The organism is Paraburkholderia sp. IW21, assembly GCF_041321145.1.
Classification (GTDB): domain Bacteria; phylum Pseudomonadota; class Gammaproteobacteria; order Burkholderiales; family Burkholderiaceae; genus Paraburkholderia.
This window is the reverse complement of sequence record NZ_JBGGWA010000009.1, coordinates 321658-345970: the sequence shown is the minus strand read 5'-3', so window position 1 is coordinate 345970 and position 24313 is coordinate 321658. Positions and strand designations below refer to the sequence as shown.

Below are 24313 nucleotides of genomic sequence, written 5' to 3'. Positions count from 1 at the left end.
ACAGGTTTCTTCAGCTTCATCACCCTGCCCGACGCACCGGAAACCCCCGCCATTGCTGGCTCTCCCGCCCCCGTGCTCCGGTGTCCGAAGCACGAAAGAGCGAGATTCTAGCGAGCCAGACGGCGGCTTGCAAGCGGTATCGGGAATTATTTCAAGGCGCCTTTTTATGCGCCCGGTTCATCGACAACCGGCGCGTTCACATCGGGCGCCAACGCGCGCGCTCCCGGAGCGCCGATTGTCCAATCGTGCAGCACGGTATAGGCAACCGCCAACAAAGTCGGGCCGATAAAAACACCGAGGAAGCCAAAAGCAAACGCACCGCCCAAGATACCCAGCATCACCAGGATGAGTGGCATGTCACTATTCTTGCCAATCAGGATCGGCTTGATGACATTGTCGGACATGCCGACGACCAACACACCCCATACGACAAGGAAAATCGCCCAGCCGGTTGCCCCGCCGTGATACAGCCAGATCGCCGCGGGCAACCAGACAACAACCGGGCCGCCCGGTATCACTGACAGGAAAAAAGTGGCCAGCCCAAGCAGCGCCGGCGCCGGCACGCCCGCAATCCAGCAACCAAAGCCGGCAAGAATGCCTTGCACAAGCGCCGTGCCGAGAATCCCGTAGACCACGCCCTTCACCGTACTGCCCGCCAGCGCCAGCAAGTAATCGGCGCGTTCGCCGGCGATGCGCCGCATGCCCGCCCTCAGCCAGGCCGCCGCGCCCTCCCCTCCGGTATAAAAGAAGAACGCCAGCACTATGCTCAGCGCCAACAAACCCAGACCGTGCGTAACGGCAATCGCAGCCGCCAGAATCCACTTGCCGGCCGGCGCCGCGAGCGCACGCGTTTGCGCGATCAGTTCAGAGTTGCTGCTCGTTACACTCCCCCAAAATGTCTCGATGCTCGAACCAACCAGCGGGATTCGCCCAACCCACGGCGGCAAATCCGGCAAGCCGGCGTCGAAGAGCCGCCCCACCAACGCGACGATGTCGTGAACGTGCGCGCCGAAAGCAAAGCCCGCATAGACAAACGGTCCAAGCACCACAACCAGAATGATGAGCACGATCAACGTCGCGGCTAGCTTGCGCCGGCCGCCGACTGCCGCAGTCAGTCGACGATACAAGCCCCACGAGCTATAGCTGAGAATGGCGCCCCACAGCAGCGCGGTCGTAAAAGGCGCCAGCACCAGCAATGAGCCGCCTACCAATATGATCAACGCAAACACAGCGGCGAGACGTTCAATCAGTTGGTCCGATTTCACTAAAAATCTCCTGTTGTGCCAGACCCCGACGACGGATAAACATACGCTTGCCAGGCACCCTCTAAAGGCTGCCAGTATAGAAGCGAGTTACGCTCCCGGGGACGTCTTATACCATCCAGCCAAGCCGCCATGCAACGCGCTGGAGGCGCCCGAAAGGGGCTGATTTTTCCATGTGGAAACGTCTTAATCCATCCGGCATTGCTGACCAAATAATATGGCGTCGTAGAAAAGACTAGAATATAAGGTTCTGTGCACCCCAAATTCCGGATTTATGCGCTCGCGAATCGCCAAACGTCTCCCCCCCGATGCCGACAAACTTGTCGGTCTTTCGCTCGCGCTTTTCGCGTCGGGCAGCCGCACCGAAGACCGCTTCTGGGAAGCGAAGCTCGATGCGCTGCTGGCCAAAATCGTCCGCAACGCCAACCAGACTACGCTGGACGCCGCGCTCGATCATCTGCAGCAAAATCATCCCGATGCTTACGGCGCACTCGCCGACATGGCGGAAACCCACAGCGAGTCGTTCATCGTCGAACATGAAGGCACTCCCTATGAAGCGTTGCTGATCGCCGCGCCGGTGCTGGCCTGGACTCGCTACATGATTCCATCCGGGCCACTCAAAGCCGACGCAGCCGACGCGCTGCGCGCGCATCTGCAGGCGCACGTACTCGCGGCCAATACGCGTGTCGCCATGGTGCCGTTTCTGTACAGCATCGATCAGCTGCCGCGTCACCACGTCGAAACCTGGCGCATTGCCCAGCAGCTCGCTCAGGCAGCAATGGCCGGCGGCAACGTCAAGCTCAATTTCGGCGAACTGCCGGAAACTTCACCAATTCTGGCCGACCCGCGCTTCCTCCTCGCCGTGGTTGCGGCGCCGGTAGGAGAGCCGGCATTTCGCTGGCAGGAAGAAGAACACGGCAATCGGATCGAGCGCGGGCAATGCCTCGAACAATGGGCAACGCAAGGGGGCGCCAATTTGTCGCTGGTGCTGCCCGGATGTGAGTTCGAGTGTCTGCTGCCGGATGCCTATTATTCGGCGTGCCGTGACGCCGACGAATGCGTGCGCCCTCACACGGTACGCACCGCAGTGCGCTATCTGCTCGACACGATCGGCGCGGCGCCGCAGGAGTTGCGCGCGGTTGTCGCGGGCTTCGGCGAGCGCCGTATCGACGAATACCGCGTCGGCTTCACGCGCCGGGGCAGCAATGATGTGATCTACGGCGTCGTATGGCCACTTTACGGCCGCGAGAACGGCGAGCCGGGCATCGATGAAGAACCGCAAGAGAGCGCCGCGTCGGACGACCCGCTCGAAGAAATCGTCGCGCTGCTCAAGGAAACCGGCGTGACAGACGTACGCCGCCACGCGGGCCGTTTCGAGCCGGAATATTGCGATGACTGTGGCGTCCCGCTCTATGCCGACCCGCTCGGCGAAATCGTCCACGCCGAAATGCCTGAGGACGCGGAGCCCGCGCAGCCGCATTTCCATTGACCCATCGGCGCGGGCGCCATTGCGCCGCACTGTCGAAATCGGAAAGCCCCGCCTCGCGCGGGGCTTTTTTTATGTCATTCCTCTTATGCCTTTTGGACAGGCCGTCAAGTTGCAGGGAATTTGTCATCATAGGGCCGGTGACGCATCGTGACGCCTTCGGCTCCTTCGCCGGGCGCCTGCATCGCGTCACTTCGCCCGATTCATCTGGAGACATGGCATGCGATTCTCAATACTTAACTCAAACGCGGAACGACGCGATGGGCTCAAAGCACTACTGCGGCAAATCGACCGGCTGGCGCGTTTTAATGAAGCACAAGATTGGCGTCAGGTTGAACGCACGCTCAAGCGTCAGCGTCCCGACTTGCTCGTGATCGATTGGCAGGACTGGATGTCGGTCGCGGATACCCGTCATCTGCTCAGCCGCTACCCAGACCTGCGCATAGCCGTGCTGGCCGACGAAGTCTCGCCAACTGCCGTACGAAATCTTATGGACGAAGGCGTGCTCGGTGTGGTGCCGCGCGAAACCGACCCGTCCCTGATCGTGCGCGCTTTCGAGATGGTACTGCTGGGCGGCCACTATGTGCCGGCCGGAGCGTTGGCGCTCAGTCCGCCGCTGCCGCCGGATGCCACCATCCGGCCATTCGATGAGAAGAGCCCTCCACCGCGCCGCGTAAAACTTTCCAACGGCTTGTCGCCGCGCCAGGAGCAGATCATGCGCTGCGTCCATATGGGCAGCACCAACAAGATGATCGCGCGCACGCTCGGCATCAGTGAAGGCACGGTCAAGATCCATCTGACCAGCATATTTCAGCAACTCGGAGCGCCTAATCGCGCTGCTGCGGTCGCGCTATACAACGGTTGGCTGTCGGTCCATTTGCAAGTACTGCGCAACGATGGCGTAGGTCCGGTTCATCCTGTAATGGGGCAGGCCGGGGTGGTGCCGTTGCGGCGCCACACGGGGCGGCGCTTCCAGTATCCGTTGCCGTGTAACGACACGGTCGACACACTGCCAATGGCGGCCGAGCCGAGTACGCCTTATGGCGAGGTTCCAGCCGGGCCGCCGTCGGAGCCAGTTAAGCCAGGTTCCAAATGATGTCCGCCGGCGCGCGCGCCAGAATCGGAACGCGCACTTTCCGGCAGCGTTCGCGCCGGCTGGCATGGAATCCGCTCACACCTTTTCTCGTCCAACGAGTAATATGAGATACATGGGTTTCCTCTACACACCGCTTCCGTTCTGGGTCGCTGTCGGTGGCTGGATCGCCACTGCGATAGTGGTCGCGCTCGCGCTGTGGAAAAATCCTTTCAAACGACTTCAGGACGGCACACTTCAGCATGTCTGGCTCGCGATCATCGTCGCGGTGTCGGTGCTGTGGGCGAGCAACGCTTGGCTCGACGACGGCACCGTCATGCATCTGCTCGGCGCCACGCTGGTCGTCACCTTATTCGATTGGGCACTGGCGCTGATAGCAATGGCGATAGTCACCGGTCTTGCCGCTGTCGTCTTCGACGCCCCTTGGCAGGGCATCGCGCTGACTTTCCTCGTGTTCGGTGCGTTGCCTGTCGGCATCTCAACCTTGATTCAGCGCGCCAGCATTGCGTGGCTGCCGCGCAACCTCTTCATGTTTATCTTCGGCCAGGGTTTTGTCTCACCCGCGATTGCCGTATCGCTCACGGCGACTGCGGCGCTCGGCATTCACATCGCGCTCGCTGACGGTTCAATGACGGTGGTGCCGGCCGGCTACGCGCTCAGCGTACTTCTGCTAGCCACCGGCGAGGCCTGGTTCACGGGCATGTCGACCGCGTTGATCGCAGTCTACCGCCCGGCGTGGGTCACCACTTATGATGTGCGTCGATATCGATTGGGCGGACCACGCACCTGACACGGGCACGGCGTCGAGCACGTTTTCCGCGGCAATCGGCCATCTGGACACATGCACGCCTGAGCTCAGGCACCACGACGGGACAAAATATTTGTGTCAGGATTGAACTCATCCCTCTCGCCAGGCATCTTACGTGCCTTATGTCTTATTAGCGCCTAACGAAGAACTAGATGGATCGCACCAACGTACCGCGCCGATTGCTGCGGGTGGTCGGCTTGTTAGCAACATTTGCAGCGGGTCTCTCGCTCATCTGCACTGCTCCCGCATTCGCCGATCAACTCGAACAGCACAACGATCTCGTCAACAAATTTGTCAATGACATGCATGCAGACCCGCTAGTCGCGGACTGCGCCGCGCATGGCAATTTTGTTGCAAGCACATCGACTGCCTTCGATCATGTCGAGTTTCCACCTAGTTCTTTCGACAGCGCGCATGCGTCGGTCACGCCCTGGAACGACTCGTTCGACGAGGGCAAGCAGCGCGTCAAGGTAGACAACATCGTTACCGTCGAGGGTCTTGGTGTCCGCCAGAGCGGCGGCGGAGACCCCGCCGATCTCAAGTTCCGCTGCGGCTACGTCGGCACCCAGATGCTGGCGTTCAGCTGGAACGATCCGGTGCCGCCGGCCCGTGCGCATAGCTCCGGGTCTACGGGGTCGCGAGCGTCGTCGGGAAAGCATAAAAGTGTGAAGGGCAAGCACTCGGGAAGCGGCAAGACCACGAAGAAAGCGACCGGAAAGTCTTCGAAGGCAAGCTCGGGCAAATCTTCGAGAGCGACTTCCAGCAAGTCTTCGAGCAAATCGGCCACGAAGAAGGCACCGGCGAAAAAGCATCAATAACGGGCAAGCCCCGCAGCCGAGTCAAGCAGCCCGCACCACGGGCCATGCCCATGCCGGCACTCAACAAAAATCGGGGCACACACTTCCAGAGTGTGTGCCCCGTTTCTTTATTGAGCGTCCTGTTAGGCGAACGTCTCCACGTGCCGCAAAATCGCCTGCAGCATCGCGGCGCCCAGCGACGCGCTGCGTTCGCCGTTCCACCCCACCCGCTCGTCAGGCAGATTGGCGTTGTCCTTGAACGGCATCTCCAGCGTCAACGACAGACAGCCGAATTCGTTGCCGATGTACTTCGAAGCCAGCTTGAGCGCGTCCTCGCGATACTTGCTCGCGGCGTAGCCATGTTTGTCCTGGAAGTCCGGACTCGCATGCTTGAACGCTTCAATGAACGCCTTCTGCTCCTGCCCCTGCCGCTCGGTGAAACCCGGCAGCATTTCGGAGCCGGCCACGAACACGTACGGGAGTGCCTCGTCGCCGTGGATATCGAAAAAGAGATCGCAACCGGTCGCGTGAATTGCATCACGCACCACCAGCACCTCGGGACTGCGCGCGGCGTCCGGCGCCATCCACTCGCGATTCAGGTTCGCACCGGCCGCGTTGGTGCGCAAATTGCCGTGCACGCTACCGTCCGGATTCATGTTCGGCACGATATAGAACACCGCGTGATCGTAGAGCTTGCGCGCGACCGGATCACCCGCCCAATCGCCCCAACCCGCGAGGCGTTTTACGAGACCTTCGATAAACCATTCGGCCATCGTCTCGCCAGGATGCTGGCGCGCGATCAGCCAGATCTTCTTCTTGGGCGTGTCACCGGTTTGCGGCGTGCCCAGCGTCAGCAGCGACATCGGCCGGCCTTCGACAGTCCGGCCCAATTCTGTGAGCGTGGCCTGCGGCATCTGCTGAACCGCGCCTAGAAACTCCGAGTGACGTTCCTCGCTATACGGCTCGAAATACGCGTAGTAAACGCGATCGAAATCCGGCGTGTGGTCGATCGTCAGCACGCGGCCGTCGTAGGAAGTCGGCACGCGGAACCAGTTCACGCGGTCATAGCTGGCCACCGCCTGATAGTCGCGCCAGCCTTCGGCGAAGGCGCACGCCGCGGCATTTTCGAAACTCATCACGCAACGCTCGCCTGCCGCGCCGGACAACCTGAAATAAAACCACTGCGCGAATTCGGCGTGACTGTCGGGCCGCACGCGTAGACGGATATTGCCAGCGTCTTCGCAAGACAGCACTTCGATCGCACCTGCGTCGAAGTTGCTCGTAATCGATAACGTCATGATGTTGTTCCCTGCTTGTGTGTGCGGCAATCGCTTAGTCAGCGATGCGGCGGCGGAATACGTAAGTGGAATCGTTCGAGGCTTCGGCGTCGAACGCGTAGCCCTCGTAATCGAAGTCCTTCAACTGCTCGGGCTTGTCGAGGCGGTTTTCGACCGCGTAGCGCGCCATCAGGCCGCGCGCGCGCTTTGCATGGAAGCTGATGATCTTGTAGCGGCCGCCCTTCCAGTCTTCGAACACCGGCGTGACGATGGGCGCGTCGAGCAGCTTGGGCTTGACCGACTTGAAGTACTCACCCGAAGCGCAGTTGACCAGCACGCGCGACGCGACAGCGTTCTTCTTCAATTGCGCGTTCAAGGCCTGCGTGATCCGCTCGCCCCAGAATGCGTAAAGATCCTTGCCGCGCGTGTTGGCAAAGCGCGTACCCATTTCGAGCCGGTACGGCTGCAACAGATCGAGCGGGCGCAGCAATCCGTAGAGGCCGGAAAGCACTCGCACGTGGCGCTGCGCGTAATCCAGATCCGCCGACGACAACGTCTTCGCGTTGAAGCCTTCGTACACGTCGCCATTGAACGCGAGTACCGCCTGCTTGGCGTTGTGCGTGCCGAAGGTCGGCGACCAGTCCGCGTAACGCTGGAAATTGAGGTGCGCAAGCTGATCGGAGATGCTCATCAACGAGCCGATCTGCTGTGGCGACAAACGGCGCAATCCGCCGATCAATTCGGCCGCGTCGTCGACGAAATCGGGGATCGTGTGCTTTTTGACGTGCGGAGGGGTTTCGTAGTCGAGCGATTTCGCCGGCGACAGAACGATTATCATAGAGGCTTGCAGGCACGCCGTGCCTGGCGGTCAAAGACGAAAGCCAGATTGTAACGAATGCCCGGTTCCCATGCCTCACACGGCGCTTTGCGCGTTGTCCTCGATTCCAATGTGTGGATCGATATTCTCGTGTTCGACGATCCGCACACGCGGCCGATCCGCGCCGCGCTCGAAAGCGGTGCGCTGGCTGCGCTGATCGACGCGCGCTGTCTCGCCGAACTCGCCTACGTGCTCGACTATCCGCAATTCGTGCATCGAAATGTCGACAAGGCGACCGCGCTTGCCGTCGTCGCGCGGCTCGCGCAGCTGGTCGAACCCGCGGCGCCGGCGGAAGATGGCAGGCCTTTGCCCAAATGCAAAGACCGCGACGACCAGAAATTTCTCGAGCTCGCCCACGCCGCGCAGGCTGACTGGCTGGTGTCGAAAGATCGTGCGGTGTTGAAGCTCGCCAAGCGGATTGCGCGTGACTTCGGTTTCCAGATTGCGCAGCCGGCGCCGTTCGTCAGCGCCTATATGACAATTGCGGACGAGCCCGCGCCGGTATGACCCCTGGCCGGATGGCCAATGTCGGGCCGACTGCGCGCACACGGCGCCGCGATTCCCTACAATCAGGCTTCGCCCGTTTAAACGACGTCTTTCACCACCACCCGCCCACGCTCCGGACAGCGCCATGAATGCACCGCACGAAACGCCCATGAGTCCCTCGTTTCCATCGCGCCTGCCGGATGTCGGCACGACGATTTTCACCGTGATGAGCGCGCTCGCCGCCGAAAAAGGGGCGGTGAATCTCGGCCAGGGCTTTCCCGACTTCGGCTGCGATCCCCGCATTGTCGACGCGGTCGCGAACGCGATGCGCGACGGCCACAATCAATATCCGCCGATGGCAGGCGCAGCGCCACTGCGCCAGGCGATCTCGGACAAGATTGCGAACCTGTATGGCCGCCGCTACGATGCCACCAGCGAGATCACCGTGACGGCCGGGGCCACCCAGGCGCTGCTGACCGCGATTCTCTGCACGGTGCATCCGGGCGACGAAGTCATCGTGGTCGAGCCGAACTACGACAGCTACCTGCCGTCGATCGAACTGGCCGGCGGCAAGCCGGTTTTCGTCACGCTGGACGCGCCCGACTACAAAATCCCCTTCGACAAGCTCGCCGCCGCGATCACGCCGAAAACGCGACTCCTGCTGATCAACACGCCCCACAACCCGACCGGCACAGTCTGGCGCGCCGAAGACATGCGCAAGCTCGAAGAAATCGTGCGCGGCACCAACGTGCTGATTTTGTCCGACGAAGTCTATGAACACATGGTGTACGACGGCGCGCCGCACGAAAGCGTCGCGCGTTATCCCGAACTGGCGCAGCGCAGTTTCGTGGTGTCGAGCTTCGGCAAGACCTATCACGTCACCGGCTGGAAAGTCGGCTACGTCGCCGCACCCGCCGCGCTCACAGCTGAATTCCGCAAGGTGCACCAGTTCAACGTGTTCACGGTCAACACGCCCATGCAGATCGGCCTTGCGGAGTACATGAACGACCCGGCACCGTATCTCGATCTGCCCGCGTTTTATCAGAAGAAACGCGACTTCTTCCGCGCCGGCCTCGCGAACTCCCGCTTCAGGCTGCTGCCGTGCACGGGCACGTACTTTCAGTGCGTCGACTATTCGGCGATCAGCGATTTGCCCGAAGCCGAATTCGCGCAATGGCTGACCGGCGAGATCGGCGTGGCGGCGATTCCAGTGTCGGCGTTCTATCACGAGGCGCATGAATCGGGCGTGGTGCGCTTCTGCTTTGCCAAGCAGGAAGGCACGCTCGCCTCCGCGCTCGAGCGGCTGGCGCGGCTCTAGGATGCCCCTCGCGATGCCGCGAACGAGCCCACGTTCCTCGCCATCGCGCGCAGCAGCTCGGGCGTGTGTCGAACGTCCGGGTTCATTCCATCTGCGCCACCGGCCGTCAGGCGGCGCGCGACGCCGCGATATACGCCTGACGGTCTTCCGTCACGCGCTGCGCAGCAGGCCGTGCGTTGATCATCTTCACATAGCTTTTCCAGTCCACGCCGGCGTCGAGCAGAAAATCGCGGCCGTAGATGGTCTGCGTCGCCATGCCCACCAGCGGCAAGCTCACGTAACCTGCCGCGTCGGCAACACTGAAACGCTCGCCGCGCAAATACGGCCCGAACTTCGCAATCCGCTTGAAGCCGGCGATGTGATGCGCGAGCAGTTTCTCGACACGCCCCTTGGTCGCCTCGGTCACGGTGCCGCCAAAGAACGCCTCTTTGTAGAGATTGCGCGCGGTCAGTTCGAGATGCACGTCGATGAACATGATCAGTTCCCGCTCCTTGGCCGCCTCCCATGGGTCGGCGGAAAAAATCGCCTTGTCGGGAAATCGCGCGGCCAGATACTCGACGATGCTTTGCGATTCGCACAGATCGCCATGTTCGGTCTGGATATACGGCACTTTGCCGAGCGGGGAATGGCCGAGCATGGTCTCTTCCTGGCTCGGCAGCACGGACACTTCCTCAAACGGAATACCGTGTTCGAGGAGCACGAACTTCACTTTGTTGTAATAGTTAGAAAGCGCGAAACCGCACAGCTTGATCATCGGGTGTCTCCTTCCTTCGGGTTGTTTGAGACCGCTCGTCACAATCAAAGCAGCGGCCTTCGATCAATCATCCAGTAAATTGCACGATCGTGCTATTCTAAAATAATCATGGAGCCGAGCATCACAATGACCTCTCGCAATTTCAGCATCGAGACTATCGGCATTGTCGGAACCGGTGCAATGGGCCGCGGCATTGCCCAGATTGCCGCGCTGGCGGGCCTCACCGTGCGGCTGTACGATACGAACCCTACCGCGATCGGCGCCGCGCGTGACTACCTTGCCGAGACTTTCGCCAAATTGACCGCTAAAGGCAAGCTCGACCAGGCCCGCTCGCTCGCCGCTTTGGCGAACGTGAGCGCCGCGCAGGCCATCGGCGATCTGGCCGATTGCGATCTGGTCGTCGAGGCGATCGTCGAAAAGCTCGACGTGAAGCAGGCCCTCTTCCGCGAACTCGAAACCGTGGTAAGCGGGCGTTGTGTGCTGGCGTCGAATACATCGTCGTTGTCGATCACCGCGATTGCCGCGGGATGCACGAATCCGTCGCGCGTGGCCGGCTACCATTTCTTCAATCCAGTCCCGTTGATGAAGGTCGTCGAAGTGATCGACGGCCTGCGCGGCGACCCCGCCGCCGGCGACGCGCTGATGGATCTCGCGCGCCGCATGGGCCACACGCCGGTACGCGCGAAAGACATGCCCGGGTTCATCGTCAATCACGCCGGCCGCGGCATGAATACAGAGGGCTTGCGCGTGGCGGGTGAAGGCGTTGCGAGCTTCGCTGACATCGACCGCATCATGCGCGAGCAGGCAGGCTTTCGCCTCGGGCCGTTCGAACTGCTCGATCTGACCGCGCTAGACGTCTCGCATCCGGTGATGGAATCGATCTACCACCAGTTTTATGAAGAACCACGCTTCACCCCCTCGCCGATCACGGGCACGCGGCTCGCGGGTGGATTGATCGGCCGCAAGACGGGCGAAGGTTTTTATCGCTACGAAAACGGCAAGCAGCAAGTGCCCGCCGAAGCGCCCGCGCCGTCTGAACTGCCGCAACGCGTATGGGTCAGCAAGCGTTATCCGCAAGCGCATGAAGCCGTCGTGCAACTCATCGCCAAAGCCGGCGTGAAGCTCGACGAAGGCGCTACGCCCGCCGCGGATTCGCTGATCGTCGTCACACCGTTCGGCCATGACGCGACCACTGCCGCGGTCGACGAAGCGCTCGATGCAAGCCGCGTCGTCGCGCTCGACGCCCTATTCCCGCTGGTCACCGCGCAGCGCCGCACGCTGATGACGACACCCGCCACCAGCCGCGCCGCACGCGATACCGCGCACGCCCTATTCGCTGCCGATGGCATTCCGGTCACTGTGATCCACGACTCGACTGGCTTTGTCGCACAACGCGTGGTGGCGACGATTGTCAACATCGGCTGCGATATCGCGCAAAAGCAGATCGCAACGCCGGACGATATCGATCTCGCCGTGACGCTCGGCCTCGGCTACCCGCGCGGACCGCTTGCACTCGGCGACGCGCTCGGCGCGAAAACAATCCTCACGATCTTGCGCAACATCTTCAGCGTGCTCGGCGACCCGCGCTATCGTCCGTCGCCCTGGCTTGCACGGCGAGCGCAACTTGGCCTGTCGCTGACGCAACGCGACGCTGCGGATACCCAAACGGAGACACGACAATGAGCGCCGAACTGCTGACCTCGCGCCCGACCGAAAGCGAATCGACACTAGTCCTCACACTGTCGAACCCCGGCGCACGCAACGCGTTGCATCCGGACATGTACGCCGCGGGCATCGAAGCGCTCGACTCGGTGGAGCGCGATCCGTCGATCCGCGCCGTCGTGATTACCGGCGCGGACAACTTTTTCTGTGCCGGCGGCAATCTGAACCGATTGCTGGAAAACCGCGCGAAAGATCCCTCGGTGCAGGCCGGGAGCATCGACCTGCTCGGCGAATGGATTTCGGCGCTGCGCCTGTCTTCCAAGCCGGTGATCGCCGCCGTTGACGGAGCCGCCGCCGGTGCGGGCTTTTCGCTGGCGCTCGCGTGCGATCTGATCGTCGCCGCGGAAGACGCCAAATTCGTGATGTCCTACGCGCGTGTCGGCCTGACACCGGATGGCGGCGGCTCGTGGTTTCTCGCGCAAGCGTTGCCGCGTCACCTGGCAACCGAGGTGCTGATCGAAGGCAAACCGATCGGCGCCCCGCGTCTGCACGATCTCGGCGTCGTCAACAAACTGGCGAAAACCGGCACGGTGCGCGATGCCGCTGTCGCTTGGGCCGACGAGCTTGGCAAGATTTCGCCGAATTCGGTCGCGCGCATCAAGGGATTGATCGGCGCGGCAGGCACGCAGCCGCTCGCTGAGCACCTGGTTGCCGAGCGCGACAATTTTGTCGCGTCGCTGCATCACCGCGAAGGCCTTGAAGGGATTTCCGCGTTCCTCGAAAAACGCGCTCCGGTCTATAAGTGAACGAAGTGACAATGCCTGAATTTCAACTCCCCAAACGCCGCCGCATCTTCCTGATGCGTCACGGCGACGTGACCTACTTCGACGACTCCGGCCGCGCGATCGATCCTGATACCGTACCGTTGAACGCCAACGGCCGCGAGCAGGCGAGCGCGGCAGGCCGCGTGTTCGCCGAGCAGCAAGTCCGGTTCGATCGGGTGATCGTGAGCGGTTTGCCGCGCACGGTCGAAACCGCGCAGCGCGTGCTGGCCGGGACGGGCCAGCAGATCGAACTCGAAATCGAGCCTGCATGGCAGGAAATCCGCGGCGGCAAGCTCAGCAACATTCCGCTGCAAGATATCGAAGCCGCATTTCTCGGCGTGTTCGACGGCATCGTGCCGGAAAGCACGCGCTTTCTCGACGGCGAAACCATCGGCGCGTTATTCGATCGCGTGTTGCCCGCAGTGGCGGCGTTGCGTGAGGACACATCGTGGGACACCGTGCTGCTTGTGCTGCACGGCGGTGTGAACCGAGCGATTCTGTCGCACGCGCTCACTGCCGGCGGCCGCACGTTCTTTGGCCATCTGGCGCAGGCCACCGGTTGTATCAACGCGCTCGACGTCGGCGCCGCGCCGCGCGACTGGGTGCTGCGCATAATCAACTATTCACCGCCGTCGCCGCTGCATCGCGACGTCCGCAATACGACGATGGAAATGCTCTACGCACAATTCATTCAATACAAGCGTAGCTGAACCGAACTGGAGGAGACATATGGTGCAAGCCACACAGACTGGCGAACCAGAACACAAACCCGATTACTCGGCTTTCGAGGGCACACGTCCGGTCAACGAGCGGCAACGCTTCGACAGCGACGTGCTCGCGGCGTGGCTAGCCCAGCATGTCGACGGATTTTCCGGACCGCTCACGTTGGAACAATTCGCCGGCGGTCAGTCCAACCCCACGTTCAAACTGGTCACGCCGTCGCGCTCGTATGTGATGCGCGCCAAGCCTGGGCCGGCTGCGAAGTTGCTGCCTTCTGCGCACGCCGTCGAACGCGAATACCGCGTGATGCATGCGCTTGCCGACACCGACGTACCGGTCGCGAAAATGCTCGCCTTGTGCGAGGACGAAAGCGTGATCGGCCGGGCGTTCTACGTGATGGAGTTCGTCGAAGGCCGCGTGTTGTGGGATCAGTCTTTGCCCGGCATGGCGCCTGCGGAACGCACGGCGATTTACGACGAAATGAATCGCGTGATCGCCGCGTTGCATAGCGTCGACGTGACGGCAGTCGGTCTTGCCGGCTACGGCAAACCGGGTAACTACTTCGCACGCCAGATCGGCCGCTGGAGCAAGCAGTACATTGCGTCCGAAACCGAGCCCATTGATGCCATGCAGCGTCTGATCGAATGGCTGCCGCAGCATATGCCGGCCGAAACGAGCGAGCGCGCGTCGGTCGTACATGGCGACTACCGGCTCGACAATCTGATCTTCCATCCCAACGAGCCGCGCGTACTCGCCGTACTAGACTGGGAACTGTCGACGCTCGGCGATCCGCTCGCCGACTTCGCCTATCACTGCATGGCGTGGCACGTGGATCCGAAGCAGTTCCGTGGCATTGCAGGGCTCGATTGGGCAGCACTCGGCATTCCCGACGAAGCACAGTACGTCGAGCGCTATTGCAAACGTACCGGCTTCGAAATTCACGGCGACTGGAATTTCTATCTGGCGTACAACATGTTCCGTATCGCCGCGATCCTGCAAGGGATCATGAAGCGCGTCGTCGACGGCACTGCGGCCAGCGCCCAGGCGCTCGACGCCGGTCGTCGCGCGAAGCCGATGGCCGAACTCGCCTGGCGCTACGCACAAAAGGTCCGCTAACCGAAATCCGCGTACCGAGTTGCGCTCCCGATCAAACGTCATCTGTCATCCGTCATCCGCGAGGTCATACATGAATTTCGATTACACCCCGAAGGTTCAGGCGCTGCGCGAGAAACTGCTCGCCTTCTTCGACGAGCACATTTATCCGAACGAGCAAGCGTTCTACGCCGAAATCGCGCGCAATCGCCAGAACGGCAACGCGTGGTTGCCGACCGAGCTGATCGAACAACTGAAACAGAAGGCGCGCGACGCCGGCTTGTGGAATCTGTTCCTGCCTGAATCCGTACGCGGCGCCGGCCTGACGAATCTCGAATACGCACCGCTGTGCGAGATCATGGGCCGGGTGCCCTGGGCACCGGAAGTATTCAACTGCAACGCGCCCGACACCGGCAACATGGAAACGATCGAGCGCTACGGCAGCGACGACAACAAACGCGAGTGGCTCGAACCGTTGTTGCAAGGCCAGATCCGCTCGGCGTTTCTGATGACCGAGCCGGACGTGGCGTCGTCGGATGCGACCAACATCCAGACGAGTATCGTGCGCGATGGCGATTACTACGTGATCAACGGCCACAAGTGGTGGTCTTCCGGTGCGGGCGATCCGCGCTGCAAGGTGTACATCGTGATGGGCAAGACCGACTCTGAGGCGCCACGCCATCAGCAGCAGTCGATGATTCTGGTACCCGCCGACGCGACCGGCATCACTGTGCACCGCCCTCTCACTGTATTCGGCTACGACGACGCGCCGCACGGCCACATGGAAATCACGCTCGAAAACGTGCGCGTGCCGGCCTCCAACATGCTGCTCGGTGAAGGACGCGGCTTCGAGATTGCGCAAGGCCGCCTCGGACCGGGACGCATCCACCACTGCATGCGTTTGATCGGTCTCGCTGAACGCGCGATTGAATTGATGGCGAAGCGCTCGCTGCAACGCGTGGCGTTCGGCAAACCCGTCGCTGCGCAGGGCGTCACGCAGGAGCGTCTTGCCGAAGCACGCTGCATGATCGAGCAAGCGCGTCTGTTGACATTGAAGACCGCGTACATGATGGACACGCTCGGCAACAAAGGCGCACGCGGCGAAATCGCGATGATCAAGGTGGTCGCACCAAATATGGCGTGCCAGGTCATCGACTGGGCGATTCAGGCACACGGCGGCGGCGGTGTCAGTGACGATTTTCCGCTGGCGTATGCGTATGCATGCGCCCGAACGTTGCGCTTTGCCGATGGCCCCGACGAAGTGCACCGCAATGCGATCGCGAAACTCGAACTGGCGCGCCATATGGATGCCGGCGCGGCGGCTCGCGTCGAGACGCCGATTACGCGGGTTTGAAATCGAGGTTGGGGCAGTAGCCGGCGTCACGGCCAGCAGCATCGTTCGATCTGTGCTTTAATTTTCGTCAATTGCGGCGCCCTCTGCGGCGCCGCTTTCACGAAACAACGGAGCCACGATGATCGACGTCTATAGCTGGGCAACCCCGAACGGCCACAAGGTTCACATCATGCTCGAGGAAACGGGGCTCGCGTACGCCGCGCACGGCGTGGATATCGGCGCAGGTGACCAGTTCAAACCTGAGTTCCTGACTATCAGCCCGAACAACAAGATTCCGGCAATCGTCGATTCCGAGGGTCCCAAAGGCGCCGATGGCAAGCCGTTCGCGCTATTCGAATCGGGCGCGATTCTGATTTATCTCGCCGAAAAAACCGGCAAATTCCTGCCGACCGATCCGATCGCACGCTATGCAACACTGCAATGGCTGATGTTCCAGATGGGCGGCTTGGGTCCGATGCTTGGGCAAACGCATCACTTTCGCATCTACGCGCCGGACCCGATCGAATACGCGATCAATCGCTATACGAACGAGACGCGGCGCCTCTATGGCGTGATGGAAACACAACTCGGCAAGACGCGATATCTGGCCGGCAACGACTATACGATCGCGGATATCGCCGCGTTTCCGTGGACGCGCTCGTGGCAAAACCAGGGCGTCGAACTCGATGCGCTTCCGAATGTGAAACGCTGGCATGAGGAGATTGCCGCACGTCCGGCGGTGGTGCGCGGCGTTGAAGTGCTGGCATCGGCCCGCAAGCCACTCATGGACGATAAGGCTAAAGAAATGCTGTTCGGTGCGACGCAGTACGCGAAGCGTTAGTTTTGACGCGGCGTAGGCATCAGCGTCGGCAACGGCAACGATAAAAAAACGCGAGTCGGCATCACTGCCGCTCGCGCTGATTTGCTAGCGCGTACGCGCCGAAACGCTAGAAGTAATGCCGCGTGATGAACTCCGCAACACATACCGGCCGCTCACTCCCCTGCCGCTCCAGCGTCACATTCCACACGACCTGCACGCCGGCGTTGTCGACCTCGGTGACGGATGCCACCGCAAACTGCGCGCGCAATTGCGAGCCGACCAGCACCGGCGACGTAAACCTCACGCGATTCAGTCCGTAATTGACGCCCATGCGCTGCTTAAGCGCCACCGTCTTTCCGAGCAAGGCCGGAATCAACGACAGCGTCATGAACCCATGTGCGACCGGACCGCCGAACGGCGATTCACGTCGCGCCCGTTCGGGGTCGACGTGAATCCATTGGTGATCGCCGGTGGCTTCGGCGAAACGATCGACGCTTGCCTGATCGACCGTCAGCCATTCGCTAACGAGCGGCTCAGCGCCCACCAAAGCACGCAACGCCGATGCATCGCCAAACTTCGCGGCAGCCGCCGCACCGTTCGTCACGAGGCCGCTCCCGGATTGCGCAGTCCGAACAGCGCTTTCGAACGGACAGTGATCACCGTTTCGCCGTGCTGATTGATACCTTCCCACTGCGTCGACACAATGCCGCGATCCGGCTTGCTCGCCGAAACTCGCTTGTCAAGCACGGCGTTCATCATCGTGATCGTGTCGCCGACGCGCACCGGCTTCAGCCAGCGGATCTCGTCGATACCGGGCGAGCCCATCGACGTCGAGCCCGCGATTGCGTTGCGCACCAGCATGCCCATCATGACCGAGCACGTATGCCAGCCGCTCGCCACCAATCCACCGAACGGCGACTCCGCGGCTGCGGCGTCATTCAGATGAAACGGCTGCGGATCGAACTTTTCCGCGAACGCGACGATCTCTTCGCGCGTGAACGTATGCTTGCCGATTTCGGTACTCGTGCCGACCGTCATGTCTTCGAAACTCAAACCCATCGCCGCACCTCGTTTTTCAATTCGAAAGCTGATCAGGCTTCGGCCGTGACAAAGCCGGGCAGCGCGGCGAACCGCGCCAGATGGTGATCGACATCGCCCAATGTGGTTTCGATGATAGCAAGCCGTTTGAACAGATGCGCCGCAGCCACTTCGTTCGTCACACCCATGCCCCCGTGCAATTGCACCGCCTGCTGCCCGACGAAACGTGCAGCCTGACCGACTCGCGCCTTCGCGGCCGAGACTGCGCGACGACGTTCGTTCGCGTCTGCGCTGGGGTAACGCATGGCTGCGAGATAAGTGACCGAACGCGCCTGCTCGACGTGAATCAGCATGTCGACCATGCGGTGCTGCAACGCCTGAAACCGCGCGATCGGCTGGCCGAACTGCTGACGCGTCTTGGTGTATTCGAGGGTGGCGTGGTTCAGTGCGTCGAGCGCACCGACCGCTTCCGCGCACAGCAGCACCGTGCCGTAGTCAGCGATATGCTCGAGCGCCGCGGCGCCCGTATGTTGGCCTGCGAGCCGGCGTGCCGGTGTGCCATTGAACGCGAGCGTCGCGGCGCGTTGGCCGTCGATCGTGCGGTAATCGGTGATTTTGACGCCGGCCGCATCGCGCGCGACGACGAAGAGCGCGATCTCGCCATTCAGCCGAGCCGGCACGATCCAGTAATCCGCCTGCGCGCCATGCAGCACAACCGACTTTGTGCCGGTGAGCGTCTGCTGCTCTCCTTGCCCACTCGCTGCCGTCTCGACCTCGAACAGGTCGTAGCGTGCGTGTGGCTCGTGAAATGCCACTGCCAGCTTGATCTCGCCCTGGGCAGCGCGTTCGAGCAGCGCAGCATCTTCGCCCTGCCCGGTGCCCGCCAGTTGCAAGGCCTCGACACCCACCGCCGTTGCCCAATACGGCTCGACCACCAAAGCACGACCCAGCTCCTGCATAACCACCAGCATGTCGATCGGACTGCCGTTGAAACCGCCTTGACCTTCAGGCACCGGCAAGGCGGTCAGACCCAGTTCGGTGAAGGCCGCCCAGTGCGCATCCGACACGCCGGCTTCCGATTGCACAATCGCCTGGCGCGCTTCAAAACCGTAGCTCTTGTCCAGATAGCGGCGCAGCGCGTCAGCGAATTGTTGTTGTTCGTCGTTGAAAGTGAAGTCCATGCGCCGCTCCTCAAAGTCCGAGAATCATCTGCGCGATGATGTTCTTTTGAATTTCGTTCGAGCCGCCATAAATCGACGTCTTGCGGAAGTTGAAGTAGTACGCGGCCAGCGGTGCGGCGTCATCGTCGCCGGCGAGGCTATGTTCACGTTCGCCCTCAAGGAATGGCACGTCGAACGGTGCAGCGAGCGGCCCGATTGCTTCGACCATCAGTTCCGTCAACGCTTGTTGCACTTCCGTGCCCTTGATCTTCAGCATGGATGCCTCAGGTCCCGGCCCACGTCCGCCCGTTTCATTGGCCACCACGCGTTGCACGGTGACTTCGAGCGCCATCAGCTCGATCTCGAGGCTCGCGACTTTCGCTGCGAACACGGGATCTTGCAGCAACGGTTTGCCGTTTTTCTTCTGCTCCAGCGCGAGGCGCTTAAGGAATACGAGTTCGCGCTTCGATTGACCGACACGCGCAATACCCGTGCGCTCATGGCCGAGCAGGTATTTTGCGTAAGTCCAGCCACGATTCTCTTCGCCGACCAGATTCTCTACCGGCACCTTCACGTCCTCGAAAAACACTTCATTGACTTCGTGGTCTTCGTCGAGCGTGATGATTGGGCGCACGGTAATACCGGGCGTCTTCATGTCGATCAGCAGGAACGAGATGCCTTCCTGCTTTTTCGCGCCGCTGTCGGTACGCACGAGGCAGAACATCATGTCCGCGTACTGGCCAAGCGTGGTCCAGGTTTTCTGCCCGTTGACGACATAGTGATCGCCAACGCGCTCGGCGCGCGTGCGCAGCGAGGCCAGATCGGAACCGGAGCCCGGTTCGGAATAGCCTTGGCACCACCAGTCTGTACCGTCGAGAATGCGCGGCAAATAGTGACGCTTCTGCGCCTCGTTGCCGTACTTCATCAGAACCGGCGCCACCATCGAGACGCCGAACGGCAGCACGGACGGCGCGCCGATACGCGCGCACTCTTCCTCCCAGATGTGCCGTTGGGTCGCGTCCCAGCCGGGACCGCCGTATTCTTTCGGCCACGCGATGACCGACCAGCCGCGCGTGCCGAGCAGCGTGTGCCAGCCCGCGAAGTCTTTGCGGTTCAGACGCTTGTGGTTGAGTACTTTGTCGCTTAGCTCCTGAGGCAGATTCACTTCGAGCCAAGCGCGGATGTCTGCGCGGAACGCGTCTTCAGCGGGGGAATAGTCCAGATTCATGCGTAGTGTCTCCTGGCCGCAACCGCCCGCTGCCAGTGAGCCACTGCGCTATTGCAGCGGTTCCTTCAAGGCAGCCGGGATCGGCAGCGGCATCACTTCGATGCCTTCTTCGACCAAGGCTTTCGCGTCTTCCGGTGTCGTGACACCGCGAATATTGCGTGCAGGCGCTTCGTTATAGTGAATGCGCCGTGCTTCCTCGGCGAAGCGGTCGCCCACGTTCTCAGTCTTTTCCAGCACCTCGCGCAAGGCGCGCATCACACGCGCCTGCATTGCTCCCGTGCCCGCCGGGGCTTTCGTATCAGTCGCACCCGACAGATTCAGTCGAGGCGCCGACGGCAAACGGCTCACTTCGTTCGCACCGCAGATCGGACATTCGACGAGCTTACGGGACTGCTGCGATTCGAAGTCATCAGCCGAAGCGAACCAGCCTTCGAACCGATGGCCATGCGGACACTGTAAATCGAGGACCTTCATGTGGAATCAGGGCTTGCGTGCCAGTTTAGCGCAAAACGGAAATTTGTGAACGGTCGTTCGTAAATTTTTTACGGGCGGCACGTTGACGCCAGGCGTCGCTGACAAATCGAACGCGGTGGGCGATTTTAACGCTTTGCGCAACGGACTGCCGAAGACGGGTCCGATTGGCAAATGGCACACCGAACGCGGCCGTTGAATGGGCGCGCCAATCGCCTGGTGCTCGTGAGTTTGCGCGCTTACCTTTACCAGCTTCTACGCCACAAGGCATTCGAGTTGGCGGCCAAGCCGCGGCTCCAGTTCACGCGCCTCCTTGGCGAGGTTGATCTGCTTGGCCGATTTCGCGACATCGAATACGTTCGCCTTGATGTCATACCCGCCACGCGCGGTGAGCCAGCCAAGGATGTCCGACAGGTGCCACACCGACGCACTCCCTTCGTGGACCGGCGGCGGAAAATCGATTGCATGGTTCAGCATCAGCTTACGCATGTTTTGCCGCGATACGCCCGCGACCTCCGCGACATCCGTGAGGCCGACAAAATCAGGCCCCGCCTCGACAAGGCGCGCGGACGGCACCGCCCGCTTGATATCTTTAAGTGCGCTGACGAGCGCCTCGAACGCGGACGCCCCTTCGCGAGCAAAAACCAGCGCAAGGCGCCCCGGTTGCCCCACACCGATAGTAGCGTCGTCGCATCCGGCTTCGCCCAGCCGCTCGACGATCTCGTCAAGATCGCAGTCTTCCGTAGCGAGTCGGTATTTCAACGTGAACACATATTCCATAAACTACTCCTGCCTTCATTCAGCTTCGGCTTCCGCCCTTCGAACACTATGACTGCCGGCGTGTCGTGCAGTTGTCGACGATACGCCTGAGGTGCTTTGCGTGATTACCGGGATTCTTCGGCGTACTCCACACGCTCGATATGCAGAACTCTCCGCAACGACACTCTGCGTCGTTGTAAGGACCGTACATTTTCCCCCAGGCGTGACCTTTGCCACCGCCTTGCACACGCCAGCCGTTTTTTTCCGCGTAAGCCAACGCGGCCTCGACCTCTTTCTTGGAATGGATTCCACGAACCATCTATACCCTCCAATTTAGTGCGTGGGCGAATGGTTGTCAAGCGACAACCATTCGCCCACGCAACACAATCGAATCCGTCTCGCACTCTTCGTTATCCAAAATAAGTGAGATGGCAGACTCCGTTGTCAGACATCGATACTAGAGTGGCAATGGCGATGGGACGAGACTGTCAGATAGCATAAGACGAGAACCCCTTTTTTCGGACATGGTTAAAACACCCTCATCGATATCGCGCGCTGCAATAACAAAGCCCCTGCCGGTCATAGACCAACAGGGGCTTTTTGCAGACTTCCACCCGGCGCGTGACACGCGCCCATTCTGGACTGACGGCGCTACTGCGGCTCGGCGATCGGCCAGGTGCCCGACAAAACCTTCTCCAGCCAGAATGTTCCGATGACGGTTTTCACGTCCGTGATCTTGCCGGTGCGCACCCACTCCGACACGTCGGCAACACTCGCCGTGAACAGTTCGAGAAATTCGCCCTCGTCGAGTTTGCGCTCGCCCGCAGTCAGGCCGCGCGCGAGGTAAATGTCGATGAATTCGGTCGAGTAGGAAATGATCGGGTGAATGCGTGTCAGATAGACATACTCACGCGCCGTATAGCCGGTTTCTTCCCGCAGTTCCCGTTTCGCGCAGGCCAGCGCGCCTTCGTCAGGGTCGAGCTTGCCGGCCGGATATTCGACCATGACCTTGCCCATCGGATAGCGGTATTGGCTTTCCAGCAACACACGGCCGTCATCGAATAACGGAATCACCATCACGGCGCCCGGATGCTGGACGTATTCGCGAGTAGCGTGCTTGCCGTCCGGCAAGCGGACGGTATCGCACTTTAGCGTCAGGAACGGCCCTTGATGGATCGTCTTGCTCTCGAGACAGGTCTCGGCGAGCGCGGCGTCATGATCGGGAAGTTCAACCATATGCGACCTCAGGACAACCTGGTGCGCGACGGCGAGACGCCGTCAGCGGCGTTTGACAAGATACTGGAAGGTAAAGCCGGGGAATGCGAACACGACGAACAGAGCGAACGTGATCGCGTAAAACTGCCACCCCTGGTCGAAGCGGTTACCCGCGCGCGCTTCGAGCAGAAAACCGAGCGCGCCGACCACGAAGTACAGCGCGATCAATTCGGCAATCCGGATCCAGGCGCTCTTCTTCGCCGCTTTCAACGGCACAGCGGCGAAGAGGCGCTGATTCAGGAATGGCAGGTTGGCGCCCACCAGCGCCAACAGCACAATAAACCAACCCGCAGCCGACATCAGAGCAGCAGCGTGTGCTGGATAGCCTGCAGACAGGCTTTCAACAGCGGATCTGGCACGATACCGAGCACCAGCACGGCAACACCATTAAGCGCGAGCAAGGCACGCGTGCTGGTGTCGGCGAGGATCGGCGACTTGTCTTGCGGCTCGTCGAAGTACATCAGCTTGACGATACGCAGGTAATAAAACGCACCGAACAGCGAGGTGATCACGGCCAGCACGGTCAGCCAGGTCAAACCTGCGTTCATGGTTGCCTGCAGCACCGCTAGCTTGGCGTAGAAGCCGACCGCAGGCGGAATGCCGGCGAGCGAGAACATCATCACCATCATCACGAATGCGAACACCGGGCTACGTTGGTTCAGGCCCTTGAAGTCTTCGAGCGTGTCTGCCTCGAAATCGCGGCGCGCCAGCAGCATGATGATGCCGAAGGTGCCCATCGTCGTAATCAGGTAAATGATGCTGTAGTACATCGCCGAGCCGTATGCGTTGGCAGCGCCCGTCGTCTTGTGATCGACTACACCTGCCAGCAGGCCCAACAGCACGAAGCCCATGTTCGAGATCGCCGAGTACGCGAGCATCCGCTTGACGTTGCGTTGCACGATACCGGTGATATTGCCCACGATCAGCGACAGCGCAGCCAGGATCACCAGCATTTCCTGCCATTCGACTGCCAGCGGCAGCAGACCCATCACGAGGAAGCGCAGGCCCCACGCGAAAGCCGCGACCTTTGGACCACCGCCGACCATCAACGTCATTGCCGTCGGTGCGCCCTGGTACACGTCAGGCACCCACATGTGGAACGGCACCGCGCCCATCTTGAACGCCACCCCTGCCACGATGAAGATCACGCCGAACAGCAGCACGCTCGGATCGTAGTGGCTCGTGCCGATCGCCTTGAACACTTCGTTCAGGTCAAGCGAGCCGGTCGCGCCGTACAGCATGGAAATACCGTACAGCAGGAAGCCGGAAGCCAGCGCGCCGAGCACGTAGTACTTCATTGCAGCTTCGTTCGACGGCGCTGCGTCACGGCGCAACGCGATCGCAGCGTACAGCGACAGCGACATCAGTTCCAGACCGAGATACAAAGTCAGGAAGTTGTTGCCGGAGATCATCACGAGCTGGCCGAGCAACGAAAACATGCCCAACAGGAAGAACTCGCCGCGGAACAACCCGCGATCTTCCAGGTAGCGGCGCGAATAGACGATCGACACGGCATAACCGAGCGTCACCACCGCTTTCATCACACTGGCGAACGAATCCACCACGTACATGTGACCGAAGAAGTAATGCACTTGTGGGTCGAACGCATTCACCGCGAACCAGATGCCGGCAATCAGCGTCGAAAAGAACGCGATGAAATACGTGGTACGGCGACCGGCCTGGCCGACGAACGTGTCGTTGAGCCACGCGAGCACAACGGCGAGCATCACCAGTGCGTCGGGCAACAGAGCAGTCATAGGGGCGTTTTGCATG

General features: G+C 61.2%; 26 protein-coding genes. 12 read left to right on the top strand and 14 right to left on the bottom strand.

Translation table 11 applies throughout. The annotated features are described in order from the left end of the window. Positions 1-164: 164 nt before the first annotated feature. On the bottom strand, positions 165-1265 hold the full coding sequence (locus tag ACAX43_RS22560; protein ID WP_370710626.1) for an AI-2E family transporter: 1101 nt from the start codon (positions 1263-1265) through the stop codon (positions 165-167). 271 nt (positions 1266-1536) lie between these two features. Here ACAX43_RS22560 and ACAX43_RS22555 point away from each other — a divergent pair, with 271 nt between their 5' ends. From ACAX43_RS22555 to ACAX43_RS22540, 4 genes are all read left to right on the top strand, one after another. Beyond that, complete coding sequence (locus ACAX43_RS22555; RefSeq protein WP_370710625.1) at positions 1537-2751, top strand: DUF2863 family protein; 1215 nt, start codon at positions 1537-1539, stop codon at positions 2749-2751. A gap of 217 nt (positions 2752-2968) precedes the next feature. Then, positions 2969-3844: a LuxR C-terminal-related transcriptional regulator gene (locus tag ACAX43_RS22550; protein WP_370710624.1), complete on the top strand. Its 876-nt coding sequence runs from the start codon at positions 2969-2971 to the stop codon at positions 3842-3844. A gap of 112 nt (positions 3845-3956) precedes the next feature. Next, positions 3957-4631 (top strand): energy-coupling factor ABC transporter permease, encoded by a 675-nt coding sequence (locus tag ACAX43_RS22545; protein ID WP_370710635.1) that lies wholly within the window; start codon positions 3957-3959, stop codon positions 4629-4631. 170 nt (positions 4632-4801) lie between these two features. Further along, the gene (locus ACAX43_RS22540; RefSeq protein WP_370710623.1) at positions 4802-5467 is read left to right on the top strand and encodes a BspC domain-containing protein; all 666 of its coding nucleotides are present in this window, start codon (positions 4802-4804) and stop codon (positions 5465-5467) included. Between the two features lie 122 nt (positions 5468-5589). Here ACAX43_RS22540 and ACAX43_RS22535 read toward each other — a convergent pair whose 3' ends face one another. Next, positions 5590-6744 (bottom strand): M14-type cytosolic carboxypeptidase, encoded by a 1155-nt coding sequence (locus ACAX43_RS22535; protein WP_370710622.1) that lies wholly within the window; start codon positions 6742-6744, stop codon positions 5590-5592. A 34-nt stretch (positions 6745-6778) separates the two neighbouring features. Then, complete coding sequence (gene yaaA / locus ACAX43_RS22530) at positions 6779-7561, bottom strand: peroxide stress protein YaaA (protein WP_370710621.1); 783 nt, start codon at positions 7559-7561, stop codon at positions 6779-6781. A 57-nt stretch (positions 7562-7618) separates the two neighbouring features. On the opposite strand from yaaA, the gene ACAX43_RS22525 reads away from it, so the two are divergent. After that, the gene (locus ACAX43_RS22525) at positions 7619-8107 is read left to right on the top strand and encodes a putative toxin-antitoxin system toxin component, PIN family (RefSeq protein ID WP_370710620.1); all 489 of its coding nucleotides are present in this window, start codon (positions 7619-7621) and stop codon (positions 8105-8107) included. Between the two features lie 124 nt (positions 8108-8231). Further along, on the top strand, positions 8232-9404 hold the full coding sequence (locus ACAX43_RS22520; protein ID WP_370710619.1) for a pyridoxal phosphate-dependent aminotransferase: 1173 nt from the start codon (positions 8232-8234) through the stop codon (positions 9402-9404). Positions 9405-9510: 106 nt separating this feature from the next. Here ACAX43_RS22520 and ACAX43_RS22515 read toward each other — a convergent pair whose 3' ends face one another. Beyond that, positions 9511-10158, bottom strand: a complete 648-nt coding sequence (locus ACAX43_RS22515; protein ID WP_370710618.1) for a glutathione S-transferase family protein — start codon at positions 10156-10158, stop codon at positions 9511-9513. Positions 10159-10284: 126 nt separating this feature from the next. Between ACAX43_RS22515 and ACAX43_RS22510 the strand changes: the two genes are divergently transcribed. From ACAX43_RS22510 to ACAX43_RS22485, 6 genes are all read left to right on the top strand, one after another. Beyond that, entirely contained in the window at positions 10285-11841 is a 1557-nt protein-coding gene (locus ACAX43_RS22510; RefSeq protein WP_370710617.1) for a 3-hydroxyacyl-CoA dehydrogenase, read from the top strand. Further along, positions 11838-12626 carry an oxepin-CoA hydrolase, alternative type gene (locus ACAX43_RS22505; RefSeq protein ID WP_370710616.1) on the top strand — a complete coding sequence of 263 codons (789 nt, stop codon included), beginning with the start codon at positions 11838-11840 and terminating at the stop codon, positions 12624-12626. The genes ACAX43_RS22510 and ACAX43_RS22505 overlap by 4 nt, the downstream gene beginning before the upstream one ends. A gap of 11 nt (positions 12627-12637) precedes the next feature. Beyond that, a complete protein-coding gene (locus tag ACAX43_RS22500) occupies positions 12638-13354 on the top strand; it encodes a histidine phosphatase family protein (RefSeq protein ID WP_370710615.1) in 717 nt (238 codons plus the stop codon). Between the two features lie 19 nt (positions 13355-13373). After that, positions 13374-14480, top strand: coding sequence for a phosphotransferase (locus ACAX43_RS22495; protein WP_370710614.1), 1107 nt, complete (start codon positions 13374-13376; stop codon positions 14478-14480). A gap of 70 nt (positions 14481-14550) precedes the next feature. Then, the gene (locus tag ACAX43_RS22490; RefSeq protein WP_370710613.1) at positions 14551-15810 is read left to right on the top strand and encodes an acyl-CoA dehydrogenase family protein; all 1260 of its coding nucleotides are present in this window, start codon (positions 14551-14553) and stop codon (positions 15808-15810) included. Positions 15811-15928: 118 nt separating this feature from the next. Next, positions 15929-16630, top strand: a complete 702-nt coding sequence (locus ACAX43_RS22485; RefSeq protein WP_370710612.1) for a glutathione binding-like protein — start codon at positions 15929-15931, stop codon at positions 16628-16630. Positions 16631-16736: 106 nt separating this feature from the next. Here ACAX43_RS22485 and ACAX43_RS22480 read toward each other — a convergent pair whose 3' ends face one another. From ACAX43_RS22480 to nuoN, 10 genes are all read right to left on the bottom strand, one after another. After that, positions 16737-17213: a MaoC family dehydratase gene (locus ACAX43_RS22480; RefSeq protein ID WP_370710611.1), complete on the bottom strand. Its 477-nt coding sequence runs from the start codon at positions 17211-17213 to the stop codon at positions 16737-16739. Next, a complete protein-coding gene (locus ACAX43_RS22475) occupies positions 17210-17668 on the bottom strand; it encodes a MaoC family dehydratase (protein WP_370710610.1) in 459 nt (152 codons plus the stop codon). Before ACAX43_RS22475 ends, ACAX43_RS22480 begins: the two co-directional genes overlap by 4 nt. 32 nt (positions 17669-17700) lie before the next feature. Continuing rightward, positions 17701-18828, bottom strand: coding sequence for an acyl-CoA dehydrogenase family protein (locus tag ACAX43_RS22470; protein WP_370710609.1), 1128 nt, complete (start codon positions 18826-18828; stop codon positions 17701-17703). A gap of 10 nt (positions 18829-18838) precedes the next feature. Beyond that, on the bottom strand, positions 18839-20035 hold the full coding sequence (locus ACAX43_RS22465; RefSeq protein WP_370710608.1) for an acyl-CoA dehydrogenase family protein: 1197 nt from the start codon (positions 20033-20035) through the stop codon (positions 18839-18841). Positions 20036-20083: 48 nt separating this feature from the next. Then, positions 20084-20509 carry a DUF1178 family protein gene (locus ACAX43_RS22460; protein ID WP_370710606.1) on the bottom strand — a complete coding sequence of 142 codons (426 nt, stop codon included), beginning with the start codon at positions 20507-20509 and terminating at the stop codon, positions 20084-20086. 252 nt (positions 20510-20761) lie between these two features. Further along, positions 20762-21286, bottom strand: a complete 525-nt coding sequence (locus ACAX43_RS22455; protein WP_370710605.1) for a helix-turn-helix transcriptional regulator — start codon at positions 21284-21286, stop codon at positions 20762-20764. A 46-nt stretch (positions 21287-21332) separates the two neighbouring features. Continuing rightward, a complete protein-coding gene (locus ACAX43_RS22450) occupies positions 21333-21584 on the bottom strand; it encodes a hypothetical protein (RefSeq protein WP_370710604.1) in 252 nt (83 codons plus the stop codon). A 332-nt stretch (positions 21585-21916) separates the two neighbouring features. Then, complete coding sequence (locus tag ACAX43_RS22445) at positions 21917-22501, bottom strand: NUDIX domain-containing protein (RefSeq protein WP_370710603.1); 585 nt, start codon at positions 22499-22501, stop codon at positions 21917-21919. A gap of 42 nt (positions 22502-22543) precedes the next feature. Beyond that, positions 22544-22840 (bottom strand): DUF2818 family protein, encoded by a 297-nt coding sequence (locus ACAX43_RS22440; protein ID WP_370710602.1) that lies wholly within the window; start codon positions 22838-22840, stop codon positions 22544-22546. Next, positions 22840-24312: an NADH-quinone oxidoreductase subunit NuoN gene (nuoN, locus tag ACAX43_RS22435; protein ID WP_370710601.1), complete on the bottom strand. Its 1473-nt coding sequence runs from the start codon at positions 24310-24312 to the stop codon at positions 22840-22842. The genes ACAX43_RS22440 and nuoN overlap by 1 nt, the downstream gene beginning before the upstream one ends. Position 24313 lies beyond the last annotated feature (1 nt).